This window comes from Actinomadura sp. ATCC 39365, from assembly GCF_054392275.1.
In genome coordinates, this window is record NZ_CP184335.1 from 9,837,622 (window position 1) to 9,852,746 (window position 15,125).

14 protein-coding genes and 1 pseudogene are annotated in these 15,125 nt (G+C 72.1%); 6 read left to right on the forward strand and 9 right to left on the reverse strand.

Annotated features, from left to right (window positions below):
* Positions 1–35 precede the first annotated feature (35 nt).
* A complete protein-coding gene (locus ACNF49_RS47020) occupies positions 36–815 on the forward strand; it encodes a DNA-formamidopyrimidine glycosylase family protein (protein WP_482941771.1) in 780 nt (259 codons plus the stop codon).
* Here the strand turns inward: ACNF49_RS47020 and ACNF49_RS47025 are convergent.
* The 6 genes from ACNF49_RS47025 to ACNF49_RS47050 all read right to left on the reverse strand — a co-directional run bounded on the left by ACNF49_RS47025 (position 812) and on the right by ACNF49_RS47050 (position 7,344).
* Complete coding sequence (locus tag ACNF49_RS47025; protein WP_352323171.1) at positions 812–1,168, reverse strand: helix-turn-helix domain-containing protein; 357 nt, start codon at positions 1,166–1,168, stop codon at positions 812–814. The two genes, ACNF49_RS47020 and ACNF49_RS47025, sit on opposite strands and share 4 nt — an antisense overlap.
* A gap of 286 nt (positions 1,169–1,454) precedes the next feature.
* Positions 1,455–1,946 carry a CinA family protein gene (locus ACNF49_RS47030; RefSeq protein WP_357985693.1) on the reverse strand — a complete coding sequence of 164 codons (492 nt, stop codon included), beginning with the start codon at positions 1,944–1,946 and terminating at the stop codon, positions 1,455–1,457.
* A gap of 8 nt (positions 1,947–1,954) precedes the next feature.
* On the reverse strand, positions 1,955–2,527 hold the full coding sequence (gene pgsA / locus ACNF49_RS47035) for a CDP-diacylglycerol--glycerol-3-phosphate 3-phosphatidyltransferase (RefSeq protein ID WP_357985696.1): 573 nt from the start codon (positions 2,525–2,527) through the stop codon (positions 1,955–1,957).
* Positions 2,524–3,933, reverse strand: a complete 1,410-nt coding sequence (gene rimO, locus ACNF49_RS47040; protein ID WP_352323163.1) for a 30S ribosomal protein S12 methylthiotransferase RimO — start codon at positions 3,931–3,933, stop codon at positions 2,524–2,526. The genes pgsA and rimO overlap by 4 nt, the downstream gene beginning before the upstream one ends.
* Before the next feature lie 58 nt (positions 3,934–3,991).
* On the reverse strand, positions 3,992–4,756 hold the full coding sequence (locus tag ACNF49_RS47045; protein ID WP_357985702.1) for a helix-turn-helix domain-containing protein: 765 nt from the start codon (positions 4,754–4,756) through the stop codon (positions 3,992–3,994).
* Between the two features lie 77 nt (positions 4,757–4,833).
* The gene (locus tag ACNF49_RS47050; protein WP_482941772.1) at positions 4,834–7,344 is read right to left on the reverse strand and encodes a DNA translocase FtsK; all 2,511 of its coding nucleotides are present in this window, start codon (positions 7,342–7,344) and stop codon (positions 4,834–4,836) included.
* Between the two features lie 122 nt (positions 7,345–7,466).
* Here ACNF49_RS47050 and ACNF49_RS47055 point away from each other — a divergent pair, with 122 nt between their 5' ends.
* Complete coding sequence (locus tag ACNF49_RS47055; protein ID WP_482941773.1) at positions 7,467–8,261, forward strand: metallophosphoesterase; 795 nt, start codon at positions 7,467–7,469, stop codon at positions 8,259–8,261.
* Here ACNF49_RS47055 and ACNF49_RS47060 read toward each other — a convergent pair.
* Positions 8,245–8,952, reverse strand: a complete 708-nt coding sequence (locus tag ACNF49_RS47060) for a GntR family transcriptional regulator (RefSeq protein ID WP_482941774.1) — start codon at positions 8,950–8,952, stop codon at positions 8,245–8,247. The genes ACNF49_RS47055 and ACNF49_RS47060 overlap by 17 nt on opposite strands.
* An 80-nt stretch (positions 8,953–9,032) precedes the next feature.
* Here ACNF49_RS47060 and ACNF49_RS47065 point away from each other — a divergent pair, with 80 nt between their 5' ends.
* The 4 genes and pseudogenes from ACNF49_RS47065 (at position 9,033) to ACNF49_RS47080 (ending at position 13,193) form a co-directional block, all read left to right on the forward strand.
* Positions 9,033–9,518, forward strand: coding sequence for a tyrosine-protein phosphatase (locus ACNF49_RS47065; RefSeq protein ID WP_482941775.1), 486 nt, complete (start codon positions 9,033–9,035; stop codon positions 9,516–9,518).
* A pseudogene (locus tag ACNF49_RS47070) lies at positions 9,515–10,075 on the forward strand (MFS transporter); the annotation flags it as partial. The gene ACNF49_RS47065 and the pseudogene ACNF49_RS47070, both read left to right, overlap by 4 nt.
* A gap of 124 nt (positions 10,076–10,199) precedes the next feature.
* Positions 10,200–10,679 carry an MFS transporter gene (locus tag ACNF49_RS47075; RefSeq protein ID WP_498703884.1) on the forward strand — a complete coding sequence of 160 codons (480 nt, stop codon included), beginning with the start codon at positions 10,200–10,202 and terminating at the stop codon, positions 10,677–10,679.
* Positions 10,680–10,730: 51 nt separating this feature from the next.
* Positions 10,731–13,193, forward strand: coding sequence for a SpoIIE family protein phosphatase (locus ACNF49_RS47080; RefSeq protein WP_482941776.1), 2,463 nt, complete (start codon positions 10,731–10,733; stop codon positions 13,191–13,193).
* On the opposite strand, the gene ACNF49_RS47085 is transcribed toward ACNF49_RS47080, so the two are convergent.
* Complete coding sequence (locus ACNF49_RS47085) at positions 13,183–14,118, reverse strand: aldose epimerase family protein (protein ID WP_482941777.1); 936 nt, start codon at positions 14,116–14,118, stop codon at positions 13,183–13,185. The genes ACNF49_RS47080 and ACNF49_RS47085 overlap by 11 nt on opposite strands.
* Complete coding sequence (locus ACNF49_RS47090; protein ID WP_357985719.1) at positions 14,115–15,077, reverse strand: LacI family DNA-binding transcriptional regulator; 963 nt, start codon at positions 15,075–15,077, stop codon at positions 14,115–14,117. Before ACNF49_RS47090 ends, ACNF49_RS47085 begins: the two co-directional genes overlap by 4 nt.
* Between the last annotated feature and the right edge of the window lie 48 nt (positions 15,078–15,125).

Below are 15,125 nucleotides of genomic sequence, written 5' to 3' on the forward strand. Positions count from 1 at the left end.
GCCCCGGCCGGGAGGCGGGTACCTAGACTGGAGGGATGCCCGAGGGAGACGCCGTCTACCGCACCGCGGCGCGCCTGCGTGGCGCGCTCGACGGCCGCGTGCTGACCAGATCGGACTTCCGCGTCCCGCGGCACGCCACGGCGGACCTGAGCGGCCGTGCGGTGCTCACCACGGTCTCCAGGGGCAAACATCTGCTGACCCGGGTCGAGGGCGGCCTGACCGTGCACACCCACCTGCGCATGGACGGAAGCTGGCGGGTCATGCCCGCGGGGCGGCGCACGGCCGGCGGCGACCAGGTGCGGCTGATCCTGGCCAACGAGGAGTGGCAGGCGGTGGGGATCAAGCTCGGCATGGTCGACCTGGTCACGACCGCCGACGAGGAGCGGCTGGTGGGGCACCTGGGGCCTGACCTGCTGGGCGCCGACTGGGATCCGGGCGAGGCCGTGCGAAGGCTACGAGCGGCACCGGACAGGACGATCGGCGAAGCGCTGCTCGATCAGCGCAACCTGGCGGGGATCGGCACGATCTATCGCGCCGAGACCCTGTTCCTGCGCGGGGTCTGGCCGTGGAAGAAGGTCGGGGAGATCGAGGATCTCGAAGGGCTCGTCACGCTGGCCCACCGGCTGCTGGAGGCCAACAAGGGGCATGGCGGCACGGTGACGACAGGTGATCGCCGCCCGGCGAACCAGACCTGGGTCTACGGCAGGGCAGGGAGACCCTGTCGCCGATGCGGCACGCGCATCAGCCGCGGGGAGATGGGGGCACAGCCACAGGAAAGGCTGATCCTGTGGTGTGGTGGCTGCCAGCCGCGTTAGGCCGCCACCATGTCCTTGACCTCGGGGAACACGGTGTCGCCGATCGAACCGGGAACCGTCTCGGCAAGGGGCAGGCGCTCGTGCTCGGGCATGTCGGCCAGAACAGGCGCGGCCTGGAGCTCCGCCAGCGCGAACTGGTCGGAAACCTCACGCAACACCTGCGAGAGCGGCACTCCGAGGGCACCGCAAATGGACGCGAGCAGCTCGGACGAGGCTTCCTTCTGGCCACGCTCGACCTCGGAAAGATAACCGAGCGAGACACGCGCCAGCGTGGACACCTCGCGTAGCGTGCGCCCCTGACGCACCCGCAACCGCCTCAGCACGTCACCGAGCAGCTGACGCAGCAGAATCATCTGTCGCTCCCTCCCCGGCGTGGATGTCTTCACCACGCCCCGCGCGATCGGATCGTGCCGCACATTGGTCTTCTTGGCTTCGTACATACTCCTCGCCGTCATCATGGGGCGTCGCCTCCCCGGGTCTGCCGCTCGTGCCTGGTCGCGCGACTCATCAGGCCCGCCTGCCGGGCGCTCGGTGCTTGCAGTTGGCTCACGGACCTCACTCACAGCTCCACCGTACCCGTATCCACCGACACCGCGTCAGACCGTGCTTCGCATGTTCGCTCGGGACGTAACACGGTAATCATCCGGAATGTTCCCCTTTGTTGGCCTTCAGCACACCTGCAAGGAGATCGACTGCCTCGTCCACCGTCCTTACCCGGATACGTTCGCGCGACCCCTCAAGGCTCAACTCACGCACCAGGTTCTCCCCGCCGGGGCCGTGGACCGCGGCGTACACCAGGCCCACGGGCTTTCCGTCCTGCGGCTCGGGGCCGGCCACACCCGTCACGGCCAGCCCGTACGCCGCCCCGCACACCCGGGCGACGCCCTCGGCCATCGCCGCGGCCACCTCGGGATGCACGGCCCCCTCGCGCCGCAGCAGCTCGCCGGGCACGCCCAGCAGATCGCGCTTGAGATCGGTGGCGTAGGAGATCACCCCGCCCCGGTACGCCTTGGACGCCCCCGGGACCGACGTGAACGCGGCCCCGATGAGCCCGCCGGTCAGCGACTCGGCCACCGCCACGGTGGCGTCGTGCCGCACCAGCAGGGCCAGAACCTCGGCCACGTCCGCCATCGCTCAGATCACTCCCCACGCGCCCGTCTGGCGACCTGGCGCAGCTTGACCGCCCGTACGAGATAGTCGACGCCCGTCGCGACGGTCACGACCAGGGCCGCACCCATCACCACCCAGCGCAGCGGGTCGGGCACCCCGGGCAGGATGTAGAGCACGATGGCGGCGATCTGCAGCACGGTCTTGACCTTGCCGCCGTAGCTGGCCGGGATGACCGCGTGCCGCAGCAGGACCAGCCGGAGCAGGGTGATGCCCAGCTCGCGGCCCAGGATCACGATGGTGACCCACCACGGCAGCTCGTCGAGGATCGACAGGCACACCAGCGCCGCCCCGGTGAGCGCCTTGTCGGCGATCGGGTCGGCGATCTTGCCGAAATCGGTGATCAGCCCGTAGCGGCGGGCCAGCTCGCCGTCGAGGTGGTCGGTGATCGAGGCGACCCCGAACACCCCCAGGGCGGCCAGCCGCCAGCCGGTGCCGGGCAGGAACAGGCATGCGACGAAGAAGGGGACGAGCGCCAACCGGAGGACCGTGAGGACGTTGGCGATGTTCCACGGGCTTACCACGCGGCGCTCGTCCCTGGTCATGGACTGGCCTTGATGCGCGCGATCAGGTCAACCCCCTCGGCGTCGACCACGACCGCGCGCACGATCTGTCCCTTGACCAGGCCGATGCCCTGGACCGTCACCGAGCCGTCGACCTCCGGGCCCTGGTGGGCGGCCCGGCCCTCGTAGCCGCCGTCTCCCAGGTCGTCGTCGATGAGAACGTCGACCTCCGTGCCGATGCGCTCCTCCGCGCGCTGGGCGGTCAGCTCCTCCGCCAGCTCGGTGAGCACGCGCACGCGCTCGTCGATGACCTCCTGGTCGAGCTTGCCCGGCAGGTTGGCCGCCTCCGTGCCGTCTTCGTCGGAGTAGCCGAACACGCCGATCACGTCGAGCCTGGCCTGCTCCAGGAAGCCGACCAGCTCGCCGAACTCCTCCTCGGTCTCGCCCGGGAAGCCCACGATGAAGTTGGAGCGCACGCCCGCCTCGGGAGCGCCCTTGCGCACGCTCTCCAGGAGGCCGAGGAAACGCTCGGGGTCGCCGAAACGGCGCATCCGGCGCAGGACGCCCCCGCTGGCGTGCTGGAAGGACAGGTCGAAGTAGTCGGCCACGCCCTCGGTGGCGGTGATGACGTCGATCAGCCCCGGCCGCAGCTCGGCGGGCTGCAGGTAGCTGACCCGCACCCGGTCGATGCCCGGCACGGCGGCGAGCTGCGGCAGCAGCTTCTCCAGCGCCCGCAGGTCGCCCAGGTCCTTGCCGTAGGAGGTGGAGTTCTCCGAGACCAGGACGAGCTCGCGCACGCCGCGATGAGCCAGCCAGTCGGCCTCGGCGAGCAGCTCGTCGGGGTTGCGCGAGACGTAGGCCCCGCGGAAGGCCGGGATGGCGCAGAACGTGCAGCGCCGGTCGCAGCCCGAGGCCAGCTTGAGCGAGGCGACCGGGCTCTCGTCGAGGCGCTTGCGCAGCACGCGCGGGCCGCTGGCGGGCGCCAGCCCGTCGGGCAGCTCGCCGTGGCCCGGGATGCCGGTCTTGGGCGCGCTGCCGCGCTCGACCGGCGAGATGGGCAGCAGCGTGCGGCGGTCGCGCGGCGTGTGCGGCTTGAGCGGGCGCCCGGCCAGCACGTCGTCGAGCCGGCCGCCGATCTCGGTGTAGTCGTCGAAGGAGATGACGGCGCTCGCCTCGGGCAGTGCCTCGGCCAGCTCGTTGCCGTAGCGCTCGGCCATGCAACCCGCGGCCACCACCTTCGCCCCGGAGTCGGCGGCGGCGAGCAGCGTGTCGATGGAGTCTTTCTTGGCCGAGTCAATGAAGCCACACGTGTTGACGACGACGACGTCGGGGTCGTCGTCGCCCAGCTGCCAGCCGGCAGCCTCGAGTCGCGCGGCCAGCTCCTCGGAGTCGACCTCGTTGCGCGCGCAGCCCAGGGTGATCAGCGATGCGGTTCGGCGGGATGACATGGTGAACACTACGGTATCGGGAGTTGGCCACCACCTGATGCACGGCCTCCCCGCCGGACTACCGCGGAGGCGTCGCGTCGAGGCCGAACGAGCGGCTCACCATCTCCCCCCGGCCCCCGAGTTTGTCCACCTTCTTGCCGTTGACCTGCAAGGACACCGCTCCGGCGTCACCGAGGAGCAGGCTGACCTTCTCGGCGGCCTGCCAGGTCGAGCTGTCTCCGGCCTTCAACATCCCGGCGAAGAGCATCCGGCCCTGACCGTCGCGCACGTTGACGTACGACGTACGCCTGGCCTTGATCTTCAGGGTGACCATGTTCTTGCCCGGCTTGCCCTTGGCCGCCGCGGCGCGGGGCCCCTCGGTGATGGGCGTGTTCGGCGGCACGCTGGGCTTGGGCGTGATGGCGTGCACGTCGGCCGTGCGCACCTGGTCGCTCGCGCCGCCGAGCACCCGCACCGTGCCGAACACCACCACGACGGCCAGCGCCACGCCGAGCGCCATCGTCCAGTTGGGGCCCCGGCGCTCGCGCAGGGCGAGCGTGCGGTCGGCCTGGAACACGGCTGCGGCGCGGACGGGCTGCGGCGCCCCGCCGTGTTGCTGGTCGAACAGGTGGACCATCGCCTCGGGATCGAGCCCGACGACCTTGGCTATGGCCTTGACGTGACCGCGGGCGTAGAACGCCCCCCCGCACTGGTCGTAGTCTTCCTGCTCCATCCGGTTGATGATCGTTTCTCGGATCCGGGTCGCCGCGCTGACCTGCGCGACCGTCATTCCCGCCGCCTGCCTGGCCGCTGCCAGCATGGCCCCGATGCTCTGTTCCTGCACAGCGAACGCCTCCCCACCACGACAGTGCGTAGTGGTTCATATTCAATCAGTTATCGCCGTGGACCTGTGCATTGGGGTCATTCGCCACGCAGGTCGGCCAGCAACCCGGGCAGATCGTCCGGTTTCACCAGCACTTCGCGGGCCTTGGAGCCTTCGCTGGGGCCCACCACGTTGCGGCTCTCCAGCAGGTCCATCAGGCGTCCGGCCTTGGCGAAGCCGACGCGCAGCTTGCGCTGCAACATCGAGGTCGAGCCGAACTGGGTGGTCACGATCAGCTCGGCGGCCTGGATCAGCAGGTCGAGGTCGTCGCCGATCTCCTCGTCGATCTCCCGCTTGACCGGCGCGGCGGCCACGTCGTCGCGGTACTCGACCTGCATCTGCTCCTTGCAGTGCGCGACGATCTCGGCGATCTCCTTCTCCGAGACGTACGCGTTCTGGATCCGGATGGGCTTGCTCGCGCCCATCGGCAGGAACAGCGCGTCACCCTGGCCGACCAGCTTGTCGGCGCCCGGCTGGTCGAGGATGACCCGCGAGTCGGTCAGCGACGACACCGCGAAGGCCAGCCTGGACGGCACGTTGGCCTTGATCAGGCCGGTGACGACGTCGACCGAGGGCCGCTGGGTGGCGATCACCAGGTGGATGCCGGCCGCGCGGGCGAGCTGCGTGATGCGCACGATCGAGTCCTCGACGTCGCGCGGGGCCACCATCATGAGGTCGGCCAGCTCGTCCACGATCACCAGCAGGTACGGGTACGGCTGGTAGACCCGCTCGCTGCCCGGCGGCGGCACCAGCTTGCCCGCACGCACGGCCTTGTTGAACTCGTCGACGTGCCGGAAGCCGCTGGCGGCCAGGTCGTCGTAGCGGCGGTCCATCTCGCCCACGACCCATTCCAGGGCCTCCGCGGCCTTCTTGGGGTTGGTGATGATGGGCGTGATGAGGTGCGGGATGCCCTCGTAGACGCTGAGCTCGACGCGCTTGGGGTCGACCAGCACCATGCGCACCTCGTCGGGGGTGGAGCGCATGAGGATGCTGGTGATGAGGCCGTTGACGCAGACCGACTTGCCGGCGCCGGTCGCGCCCGCGATGAGCAGGTGGGGCATCTTGGCGAGGTTCGCGACGATGGTACGTCCCTCGACGTCCTTGCCCAGGCCCACGATCATCGGGTGGTGGTCGGCCTGGGCCACCTGCGAGCGCAGCACGTCGCCGAGCGCGACCAGGTCCTTGTCGGCGTTGGGGATCTCGACGCCGATCGCCGACTTGCCGGGGATCGGGGACAGGATCCGGACGTCGGCCGACTTGACGGCGTAGGCGATGTTCTTGGTGAGGGCGGTGACCTTCTCCACCTTGACCGCCGGGCCCAGCTCGATCTCGTAGCGGGTGACCGTCGGGCCGCGGGTGAAGCCGATCACCTGCGCGTCGATGGTGAACTGCTCCAGCACGCTGGTCAGCGCGTTGACCACGGTCGTGTTGGCCTTGGTCTGCGGCTTGGGCGCGGTGCCGGGCTTGAGGAACTGCAGGTCGGGCAGGCTGTACGGCCCCGCCTGCGGCGACAGCACGAGCTGCTCGACCTTGCGCGGCGCGGGCGTGGGCTCCGGCGGCTCCGGCCTGCGCTCCGGCACGGACGGTTCCTCGTCCGCGGGCCCGTCGACGAGCCCCGGCACGATCTCCGGCGAGTGGTCGGCCAGCTTGTCCTTCTCGGCGAGGACCGGTGTGTCGTACGGCTTGACCGTCTCGGCGCCCTCGACGTCCGCCTTCTTGGTCCGCGGCCGGCGCTTGGCGGGCTCGCGCGGCGCGAGCGGCTCGGCGTGCCGCTCGAACAACATGTGCCGCAGCTCCGACAGCCGCTCGGGGATGCGGTGGACGGGCGTGGCGGTGATCACCAGCACGCCGAACCCGGACAGGAGCAGCAGCAGCGGGATCGTGATCCAGGACGGCAGGATGCTCATCGGCGGCGCCGACACGATGAACCCGATCATGCCCCCGGCGGCCGACACCTTGTCCATGCCCTGCCCCTGGCCCGCCGGGTAGGGGGTGTCGTTGGCCACGTGGATGACGCCGAGCACGCCGACCATGAGCGCGCTCCACCCGATGACCATGCGGCCGGTGTCGGCGTTCTGGTCGGGGTGGCGCAGGTAGCGCCAGGCCAGCAGGCCGAGCAGCAGCGGCAGCGCCCAGGCCAGCGAGCCGAACACGGCGTGCACGACGGTGTTCACGACGCCGGAGACCGTGCCCTCGGCGTTGCGCCAGGTCATCGCGGCCAGCACGATCGCGCCGGCCAGCACCGACAGGCCCACGCCGTCGCGCCGGTGTGCGGGGTCGAGCTCGCGGGCGTTCTTGCCGAGCGCGCGGGCGGTGCTGCCGATGCCGTTGGCGAGCAGCATCCACAGCCCGACGATCAGCTTGCCGATCATCGTGAAGACCCAGCTGATCGGGTCGGGATGGGTCACGGAGGACTTGCGGCCGGAGCTCGCGGCCTTCGCCCTCGGTCGCCCCGCCGCCGTGGCCGGCCGCTTCGCGGGGGTCGATCGAGGCGAGGTCGACCGCTTCGCCGGCCCCTTCGATGCGCTTTTCGGCGTACGGGTGGCCATGATGCCAAAGGTACGTCGGAGACGGCGTCGCACGCGCGGAGACGCGCCGTGCGCCCGAAATGTCCTACTCTACTCACATAGATGACTGATCACGTTCAGTAGCGCCGTGCATCGTCACAGTCATGACGTACACGCTGATCCATCACACCGACGTCCACGTCGTACCGGAGGGGCCGCTGCACGGCTCGGCGGACCCGGTGGGGGCCCTGCGGGCCGCGCTGGACGTCTCCGCCGTCGTCCTGTCGGGGGACCTGGCCTCGTACCGGCTGCCGGCGGAGGTGGTCGGGGAGGCCGCACGCGCGCTCGGCGCGGTCGTCGTGACCGCCATGGGCAACCACGACGAGCGCGCCGCCTTCCGCGCGGGCCTGGCCGGGCTGAACGCCGCCGCCCGCCCGCGCGCAGTGGAGGGCCCCTGGGACGCCGTCACGATGGCGGGCGGCCTGCGGCTGGTCGCACTGGACACCTCCGCGCCCGGCCGCCACCACGGTGAGCTCGACGACGACCAGCTCGCCTGGCTGGCGGACACGCTCGCCACGCCCGCGCCCGACGGCAGCGTGCTGGTGCTGCACCACCCGCCGATCCCCAGCGTGCTGCCCCTCATGGACGGCATCGGCCTGCGCGAACCCGAACGGCTGGCCCGCGTGCTGGCAGGGACGGACGTGCGGCTCGTGCTGGCCGGTCACACGCACAGCGCGAGCGCCGGCACGCTGGCCGGAATCCCGGTATGGGTGGGCCCCGGCAGCGCCTACGCCGCCGACACCATGCCCCCGGCGGGTCGCACGCGGGCGCTGCCGCTGCAGGCGTTCACCCGCGTGGACCTCGGCCCGTCAGGGGCGCTCGCCACGCTCGTGCCGCTGTCGGCCGCGCCGCCGGTCTACGAGCTGGACACCGAGGTCCTGCTCAGTCATATCGGGTGACGAACGAGATCATGTCGCCGCGGCAGCGCCGCTCGACATGGCACAGGGGCTGCCCGTCGTGCGTGAGCAGCCCCTCCCGCACCAGCACCGCCTCGCCCGCCTGCATCTCCAGCATGCTCTGGTCGTGCAGGTCGGCGGGCTCGGCCGAGATGGCGTGCCAGGCGTAGCGGTAGGCGTGGCCGGCCGCCTCCAGCGAGGCGAGCACGCCCGCCTTGGCGTCGAGGCGCAGCCCGGCCAGCTCGGGGGCCAGGCGGTAGCGGCTGAGCACGCAGGGCCGCTCGGCGTTGCGGAGCAGGGTGGTGATCTCGTGCACGACGCCGCCGGGCAGCCGCAGGTGCCCGGCCGCCACGGCATGCGCCACCTCCGCGCGCTCCACGACCCGCTCGCCGCCGCCGAACACGCCCGCCATGCCCGCGATGTCCGAAGGACGATGCCGGCGCGTCTCGGAGTCGACGGAGACCTCGATGCGGCGCGGCGCCCGCCTGACGAAGCTCCCGAGCCCCTGCCGGGTCTCGACCAGGCCGGCCTTGCGCAGCTCCACCATCGCCTGGCGGGCGGTCAGCCGGTGGACGCCGTAGCGCTCGGCCAGCGCGTCCTCGGTCGGCAGGCGCTCGCCCGGCGCCAGCTCGCCCGACTCGATGGACCTGCCGAGGACTTGGGCGATCTCCCGGTAGCGGGCTTGTCGTGGCACGTGAACACCTTAAAGGTGCCGCAGGGTTCATCCTCCGGCCACGTGCGGGCAGCCTTCCCGCGGACCGTCCACTCATATATATGACCCATGCCCCTCCTGAACCTCCGGGACGTCGCCACCGCGACCTCCCTGCGTCCGGGCGTGCTCTACCGCTCGGCGCAACCGCACACGCTCACCCCCGAGGACGCCCGGCTGGTCGCCGGCCTGCGGCTCTGCCCGCCGACCTGGACCTCGGCGACCTGTACGCCGCCCTCCTCCGCCACCGGGCCGCCTGGTTCGCCGAGGTGGTCGCCGAGATCGCCGACGGGCTGCCCGCGCTCGTGCACTGCGCGGCCGGCAAGGACCGGACCGGCATGGTCGTCGCCCTGATCCTCGACCTGCTCGGCCTGTCCGAGGCCCTTGGGGCGGCCGGGGGCGTGCCGGCCGCGTTGCTCGACGCGCCCGAGAGCGCGATGCGCACGTTCCTGACCACCCTGGACGAACTCGGCGGCGCCGAGAAGTTCCTGCTCGCCCACGGCCTCACCGCCGCCCGGATCCAGCGGCTGCGCGCCGCCCTGCTGCCATGACGCTCACCCAGCAGCCGGTACGCGCGCGCCGCGGCCTGGTCGCCGCCATCGGGCTGGCCGAGCTCTGCTACGCCGCCGCCGGCGCGCTGCCGCTCGTCCTCGGGCTGGGGCTGAAGATCCAGGAGATCGCCCCGGCGGGCAAGGAGACCACGCTCGGCCTGGTCACCGCCCTCGGCGGGGTGGCCACCGTGATCGCCAACCCGGTCTCTGGCCACCTGTCGGACCGGACCGCCGGCCGGTACGGCATGCGCCGCCCCTGGATCCTCGGCGGCTCGCTCACCGGCCTGGCCGGCCTGCTCCTGCTCGCGACGGCCGGTTCCGTCCCCCTCGTCGCGCTGGGCTGGATCGTCGCCGTCTGCGGCTACCAGGCCATGGTGGCCGGCCTGACCGCCACGGTCGTGGACCAGTTCCCGGCCGAGCGCCGGACGCGGGTGGCCGGGGTGTTCTCGATGTGCAACATCGTGGGCGTCGTGCCCGCGATGGTGGTCGCCCAGGTGTTCAAGGGCTCGCTGGTCACGGCGTTCGCGGTGTGCGGGGCGCTGGCCGTGGCCGCCGCGCTCGTGCTGTGGGTGGCGCTGCCGGACCGGCGGCTCGATCCGGCCCGGCGGCGGCCGGTGAGCGTGCGCAGCCTGGCCTCGGCGCTGCTGGTGCTGCCCGCGCCTGACGACGATCGTCAGCACGCTGCTGTCCGGCCTGCTGGCCTACCTCGGCGGGCGCTGGGCGGCCAGGATCGGCAGGGGGCGGCCGTTCGTCCTGTGGGCAACCGTGATCCTGGCCGCCATGCTGCTGTTCAAGGCGGCGACCGCGAGCGTGGCCGTCGTGGTGCTGGTCGCCGTGGTCTCGGGGGCGGCGACCGGCGTCTACTACGCGGTGGACCTCGGCATGGTGACCCAGGTGCTGCCCGACGAGCGCGAGGCCGGGCGCTTCCTGGGCGCGTTCGCGATGGCCAGGCACCTGCCGTCGGCGGTCGCGCCCGCGCTCGCGCCGGTGCTGCTCGGCGTCGGCAGCGACCCCTTCGCCCCCGGCCCCAACTACTTCCTGCTCTTCCTGGCCTGCGCGGTCGTGACGGCCGCCGCGGCGCCGTTGGTCGGCCTTCTCCGGGACGTGCGCCAGCCGGGAGCACCTTCTTCACAACCGGAGGTATCAACGGCACCCATCTGACACTCTGACTGTGACCGAACTGCCACAACGAGTGATGTTCTAGGACGCACAGTGGACACGACCAGAGTGTCGAGCACAGCCTTCGACGGCACTCCGCACGCCCCGGCGCACGCGCGCCGCTTCATCCGCCAGGTGCTCGGCGAGTGGCGCCTCAGCCACCTGACGGAGGACGCGGTGCTGCTGACCAGCGAGCTCGTCACCAACGCCGTGCTGCACGCGGGCACCGGCATCGAGCTGACCTGCCGCCTCGACGTCGCGGCGAGCCCGGCCAGGCTGGAGATCGAGGTCGACGACCACCGGCCCGGCAGGACGGTCCCGACCCCCGAGGCCATGTCCACCGACCCCGCGCGCACGTCCGGGCGCGGGCTGGCGCTGGCCGCCATGCTGGCCGACGCCTGGGGCGTCACCTACACCAGGACCGCCAAACGGGTGTGGGTCCGCATGGAGCTGACCGACGGGCCCGACCACCAGGAGGTCATGGTCGGCACACCGGGCCTGGCGCCCGCCACCGTGGCCGCGCCCATCGAGGGCCTGCACGTCGGGGTGCTGCTCGCCGACGGCGACGGCACCGTGCTGTCGTGGAACTCCGAGGCCGAGCACCTGCTGGGCTGGACGTGCGAGCAGACCGTCGGCAGGCCGCTGGCCGACCTGGTGGCCTGGCGCGGCCACGGCCCGTACGCGATGTCCCTGGCCGGCACCCTGTCCCTGGGCCGCTGGCGGGGCGAGGCGCGCATGCGCCACCTCGACGGCCGGCTGATCCCCGTCTACGTCTCCCACGTGCGCAGCCGCGGCGGCCGGGACGACCGGCGGTCGGTCTGGATGATGGTGGCCGGCGACCACCGCTACGTGCTGACGCCGCCGGCCGCGCCGCTGCGCAGGGAGGCCGGGCGGCGGATCAAGGACCTGCTCGACCGGGACATGCCGTTCGCGGAGCTGCTGGACACCATCGCGCGGATCGTCCAGACCAGCAGCGGCGGCGACGCGGCGTACGTGCTGCTGGCCGCCGAGGGCGGCGACCGGTTCGGCGTGGCGGCGGGCGCGGGCGCGACGGCGGGGCTGGTCGGGGTGCTGGCCGCGGGCGTGTTCGGCCCCGACGGCAGGACACCGTCGATGATCGACGACCTGCTGGCCGGCGACGTCGAGCTGGCCCAGCAGCTGCGGGCCAGGTCGCTGGCGTGCGCACCGATGAGCGTGGGCGGCGAGGTGACCGGCTACATCGTGGTGACCGCGGCTCAGCCGGGCCGCTTCGACCAGGAGCTCACGGTCAGCCTGCAGCACATCGCCGACCAGGTGGCCGTGCCGGTGCAGCGCGAGCGGCTGGCCGAGCGCGAGCGCGCCCACCGGGGCCGGCTGTCCTTCCTGGCCGAGGCGGGCGAGCTGCTGGCCGGGGTGCACGACGAGGAGCTGATCGCCGCGCTGACCGCGCAGCTCGTCGTGCCCAAGATCGCGACGTGGGCGGCGGTCTACCTGACCGATCTGGCGGGCATGACCAGGCTCGCCCACGTCTGGCACAGCGAGGAGCGTTACAACGCCAACCTGCGCAGGTCGCTGCCGGCGATCCCGCGCACCGCGCTCAACGAGGTGAGCTGGCCGGTCGGCCCCGAGACCGTGCTGTCGTTCCCGCTGCTCACGCAGGGCAGGTCGCACGGCGCGCTGGTGATCGGCCGCGCCGAGCCGACCCTGCCGCTGGAGCTGGCCGACCTGCTGGCCGACCTGTGCCGGCTGGTCGCGCTCAACCTGCACACCGCCATGCTGTACGCCCGCCAGGCGACCACCTCCCGGGTGTTGCAGCGCAGCCTGCTGCCCATGCGCGTGGCCCCCATGCCCGGCCTGGAGTCGGCGGTCGTCTACGAGCCGGCCGAGGAGGGCGCCGACGTGGGCGGCGACTTCTACGACCTGTTCACCGTCTCCGACCACTGGTGCTTCGCCCTCGGCGACGTGTGCGGCAGCGGCCCCGAGGCGGCCGCGGTGACCGGCCTGGCCCGGCACGCCGTCCGGCTGCTGGCCAAGGAGCACTACACGGTGGCCGACATCCTCGACCGGCTCAACCAGGCCCTGCTGGAGGAGGGCGACGACGGCCGTTTCCTGAGCCTGCTGTGCGGCGAGCTGATCCCGCTGCCCCAGGGCGGCGCACTGTGCACCATCGCGTCCGCCGGGCACCCGCCGCCGCTGCTGCTGCGCGCCGACGGCGTGGTCGACACGGTGGCCGCGCCGCAGCTGCTGCTCGGCGTCGAGGCCGGCGCCAGGTTCTACGTCGAGACGTTCGAGCTGGCGCCGGAGGAGGTGCTGCTGTGCGTCACCGACGGCGTGACCGAGCGGCGCGACGGCGACCGGCTGCTCGACGACGACGACGGCCTGTCGGCGCTGCTGTCCACCTGCCGCGGCCTGAGCGCCCACGCGGTGGCCGAACGCGTGCGGCACGCGGTCGAGACGTTCGCCCAGGAGCCGTCGCAGGACGACGTGGCGCTGCTGGTCATCAAGGCCGCGACGGAGCTGCGCGGGGTCAGGGCGTGAAGCGGTAGGTGGTCGAGGAGGTGTGGCGCTCGCCGGGCCGCAGCACGGTGGAGGGGAAGTGCGGCTGGTTCGGCGAGTCGGGGAAGTGCTGGGTCTCCAGGCACAACCCGGCGAAGGGCCCGTACGGCGTGGCCACCCCGTCGAGCATGCCGCCCGTGTAGAACTGCACGGCCGGCTCGGTGGTGGTCACCCACATGGTCAGGCCGCCCGCGCTGACCTCGATGTCGCCGTCGAGCACGTAGCAGTGGTCGTAGGCGCCGCCCATCCGCTCGCCCGCCGCGTGCGGCTCGGTGAAGTCGAAGGGGGTGCCCTTGACCGGGGCGAGCTCCCCGGTTGGGATCTTGCCGTCGTCCACGGGGAGGTAGTGGGCGGCGTCCAGCCTGACCACGTGGCCCAGCACGTCGCCGCCGCCGGCCAGGTTGAAGTAGGAGTGGTTGGTGAGGTTGAGCACGGTCGGCGCGTCGGTCTCGGCGGCGTAGTCGAGGCGGAGGGCGTCGTCCTCCAGGGTGTAGGTGACCGCGGCGGTGAGCGTGCCGGGGTAGCCCTGGTCGCCGTCGGGGCTGGTCAGTTCGAGGGTGACGGAGGCGGGGGTGCGGGCGGTGATCGTCCACACCTTGCTGTCGAAGCCTTCGGTGCCGCCGTGCAGGCTGTTGGGGCCGTTGTTGACCGGCAGGCGGTGCTCGCGGCCGTCGAGGGTGAAGCGGCCGCCGGCGATGCGGTTGCCGTAGCGGCCGACCACGGCGCCGAAGTAGCGGCTGCGGGTGCGGTAGTCCGCCAGCGTGTCCAGGCCGAGCACGACGTCGCGGCCGGAGACCTCCAGCGAGCGCAGGACGGCGCCGTAGGTCAGCACCTCGGCGCGCAGCCGTCCTGACGACAGCTCCACGCGCTCGACGGTCTCACCCGACGGCAGCGTTCCGAAGATCATGAGTGGGCCCTTCCCGTGGACTCGCGGACGATGAGGTCGGTGTCCAGGTTGATCACCGCGCCCTCGCCCTCTGACTGCAGCAGCAGGTCGACCGCCATCCGCCCGGCCACCGCGGCGGGCATCGTCACCGTGGTGAGCTTGGGCCGGCCGAGCCGTCCCGGCAGGATGTCGTCGAACCCGATCACGCTGATCCGGCCCGGCACCTCGATGTCCATCGCGGTGAGCCCTTCGATGAGGCCGAGCGCGACGAGGTCGTTGTAGGCCAGCACGCCGGTCGCCCCGCAGGCGGCCACCTCCGGCGCCACCGCCAGGCCGCCGGACCCGGTGGGCTGGTTGGGGCCGAAGAAGAGCAGGTCGAGGCCCGGCATCTCGGCCGCGGCGGCCTGCATCTCGTTGCTGGTCCACGAGCCGGGCGGGCCGGACAGCAGGGCGATCCTGCGGTGGCCGAGCCCGGCCAGGTGCTCCAGCGCGAGCCTGGCGCCCTTGCCGACGTCCATCAGCACCGCGGGCATGCCCTTGATCCGCCGGTTGACCAGCACGAACGGCACGTCCTCGGCCAGGCGTTCGATCATCCGGTTGGACAGCCGGGGGCTGCACAGCAGCACGCCGTCCACCTGCTTGGCGAACGTGCGGATCAGCTCCTCCTCGACCCGCGGATCCTCGTCGGTGTCGGCCACGAAGACGTGGTAGTCGCGCCCTCGCGCCTGCGCCTGCGCGGCCTTGATCAGCGGCGGGAAGAAGGGGTTGGCGATGTCGGCGACGATGAGGCCGAGGTTGAACGTGCGCCCGGTCGTCAGCGCCCTGGCCGCCCTGTTGGGCCGGTAGCCGAGGTCGTCGGCGGCGGCCAGCACCCGGTTGCGCGTGGCAGGATTGACCAGGTGCGGCGCCGAGAACGTGCGCGAGACGGTCGACACGTGCACGCCGCAGGCGCGGGCGACGTCTTTGATCGTCACCGTCATGGCCGTCCTCCTTGCAAACGGTTGCCAGAGCCAAGCCTTGACCTTCGA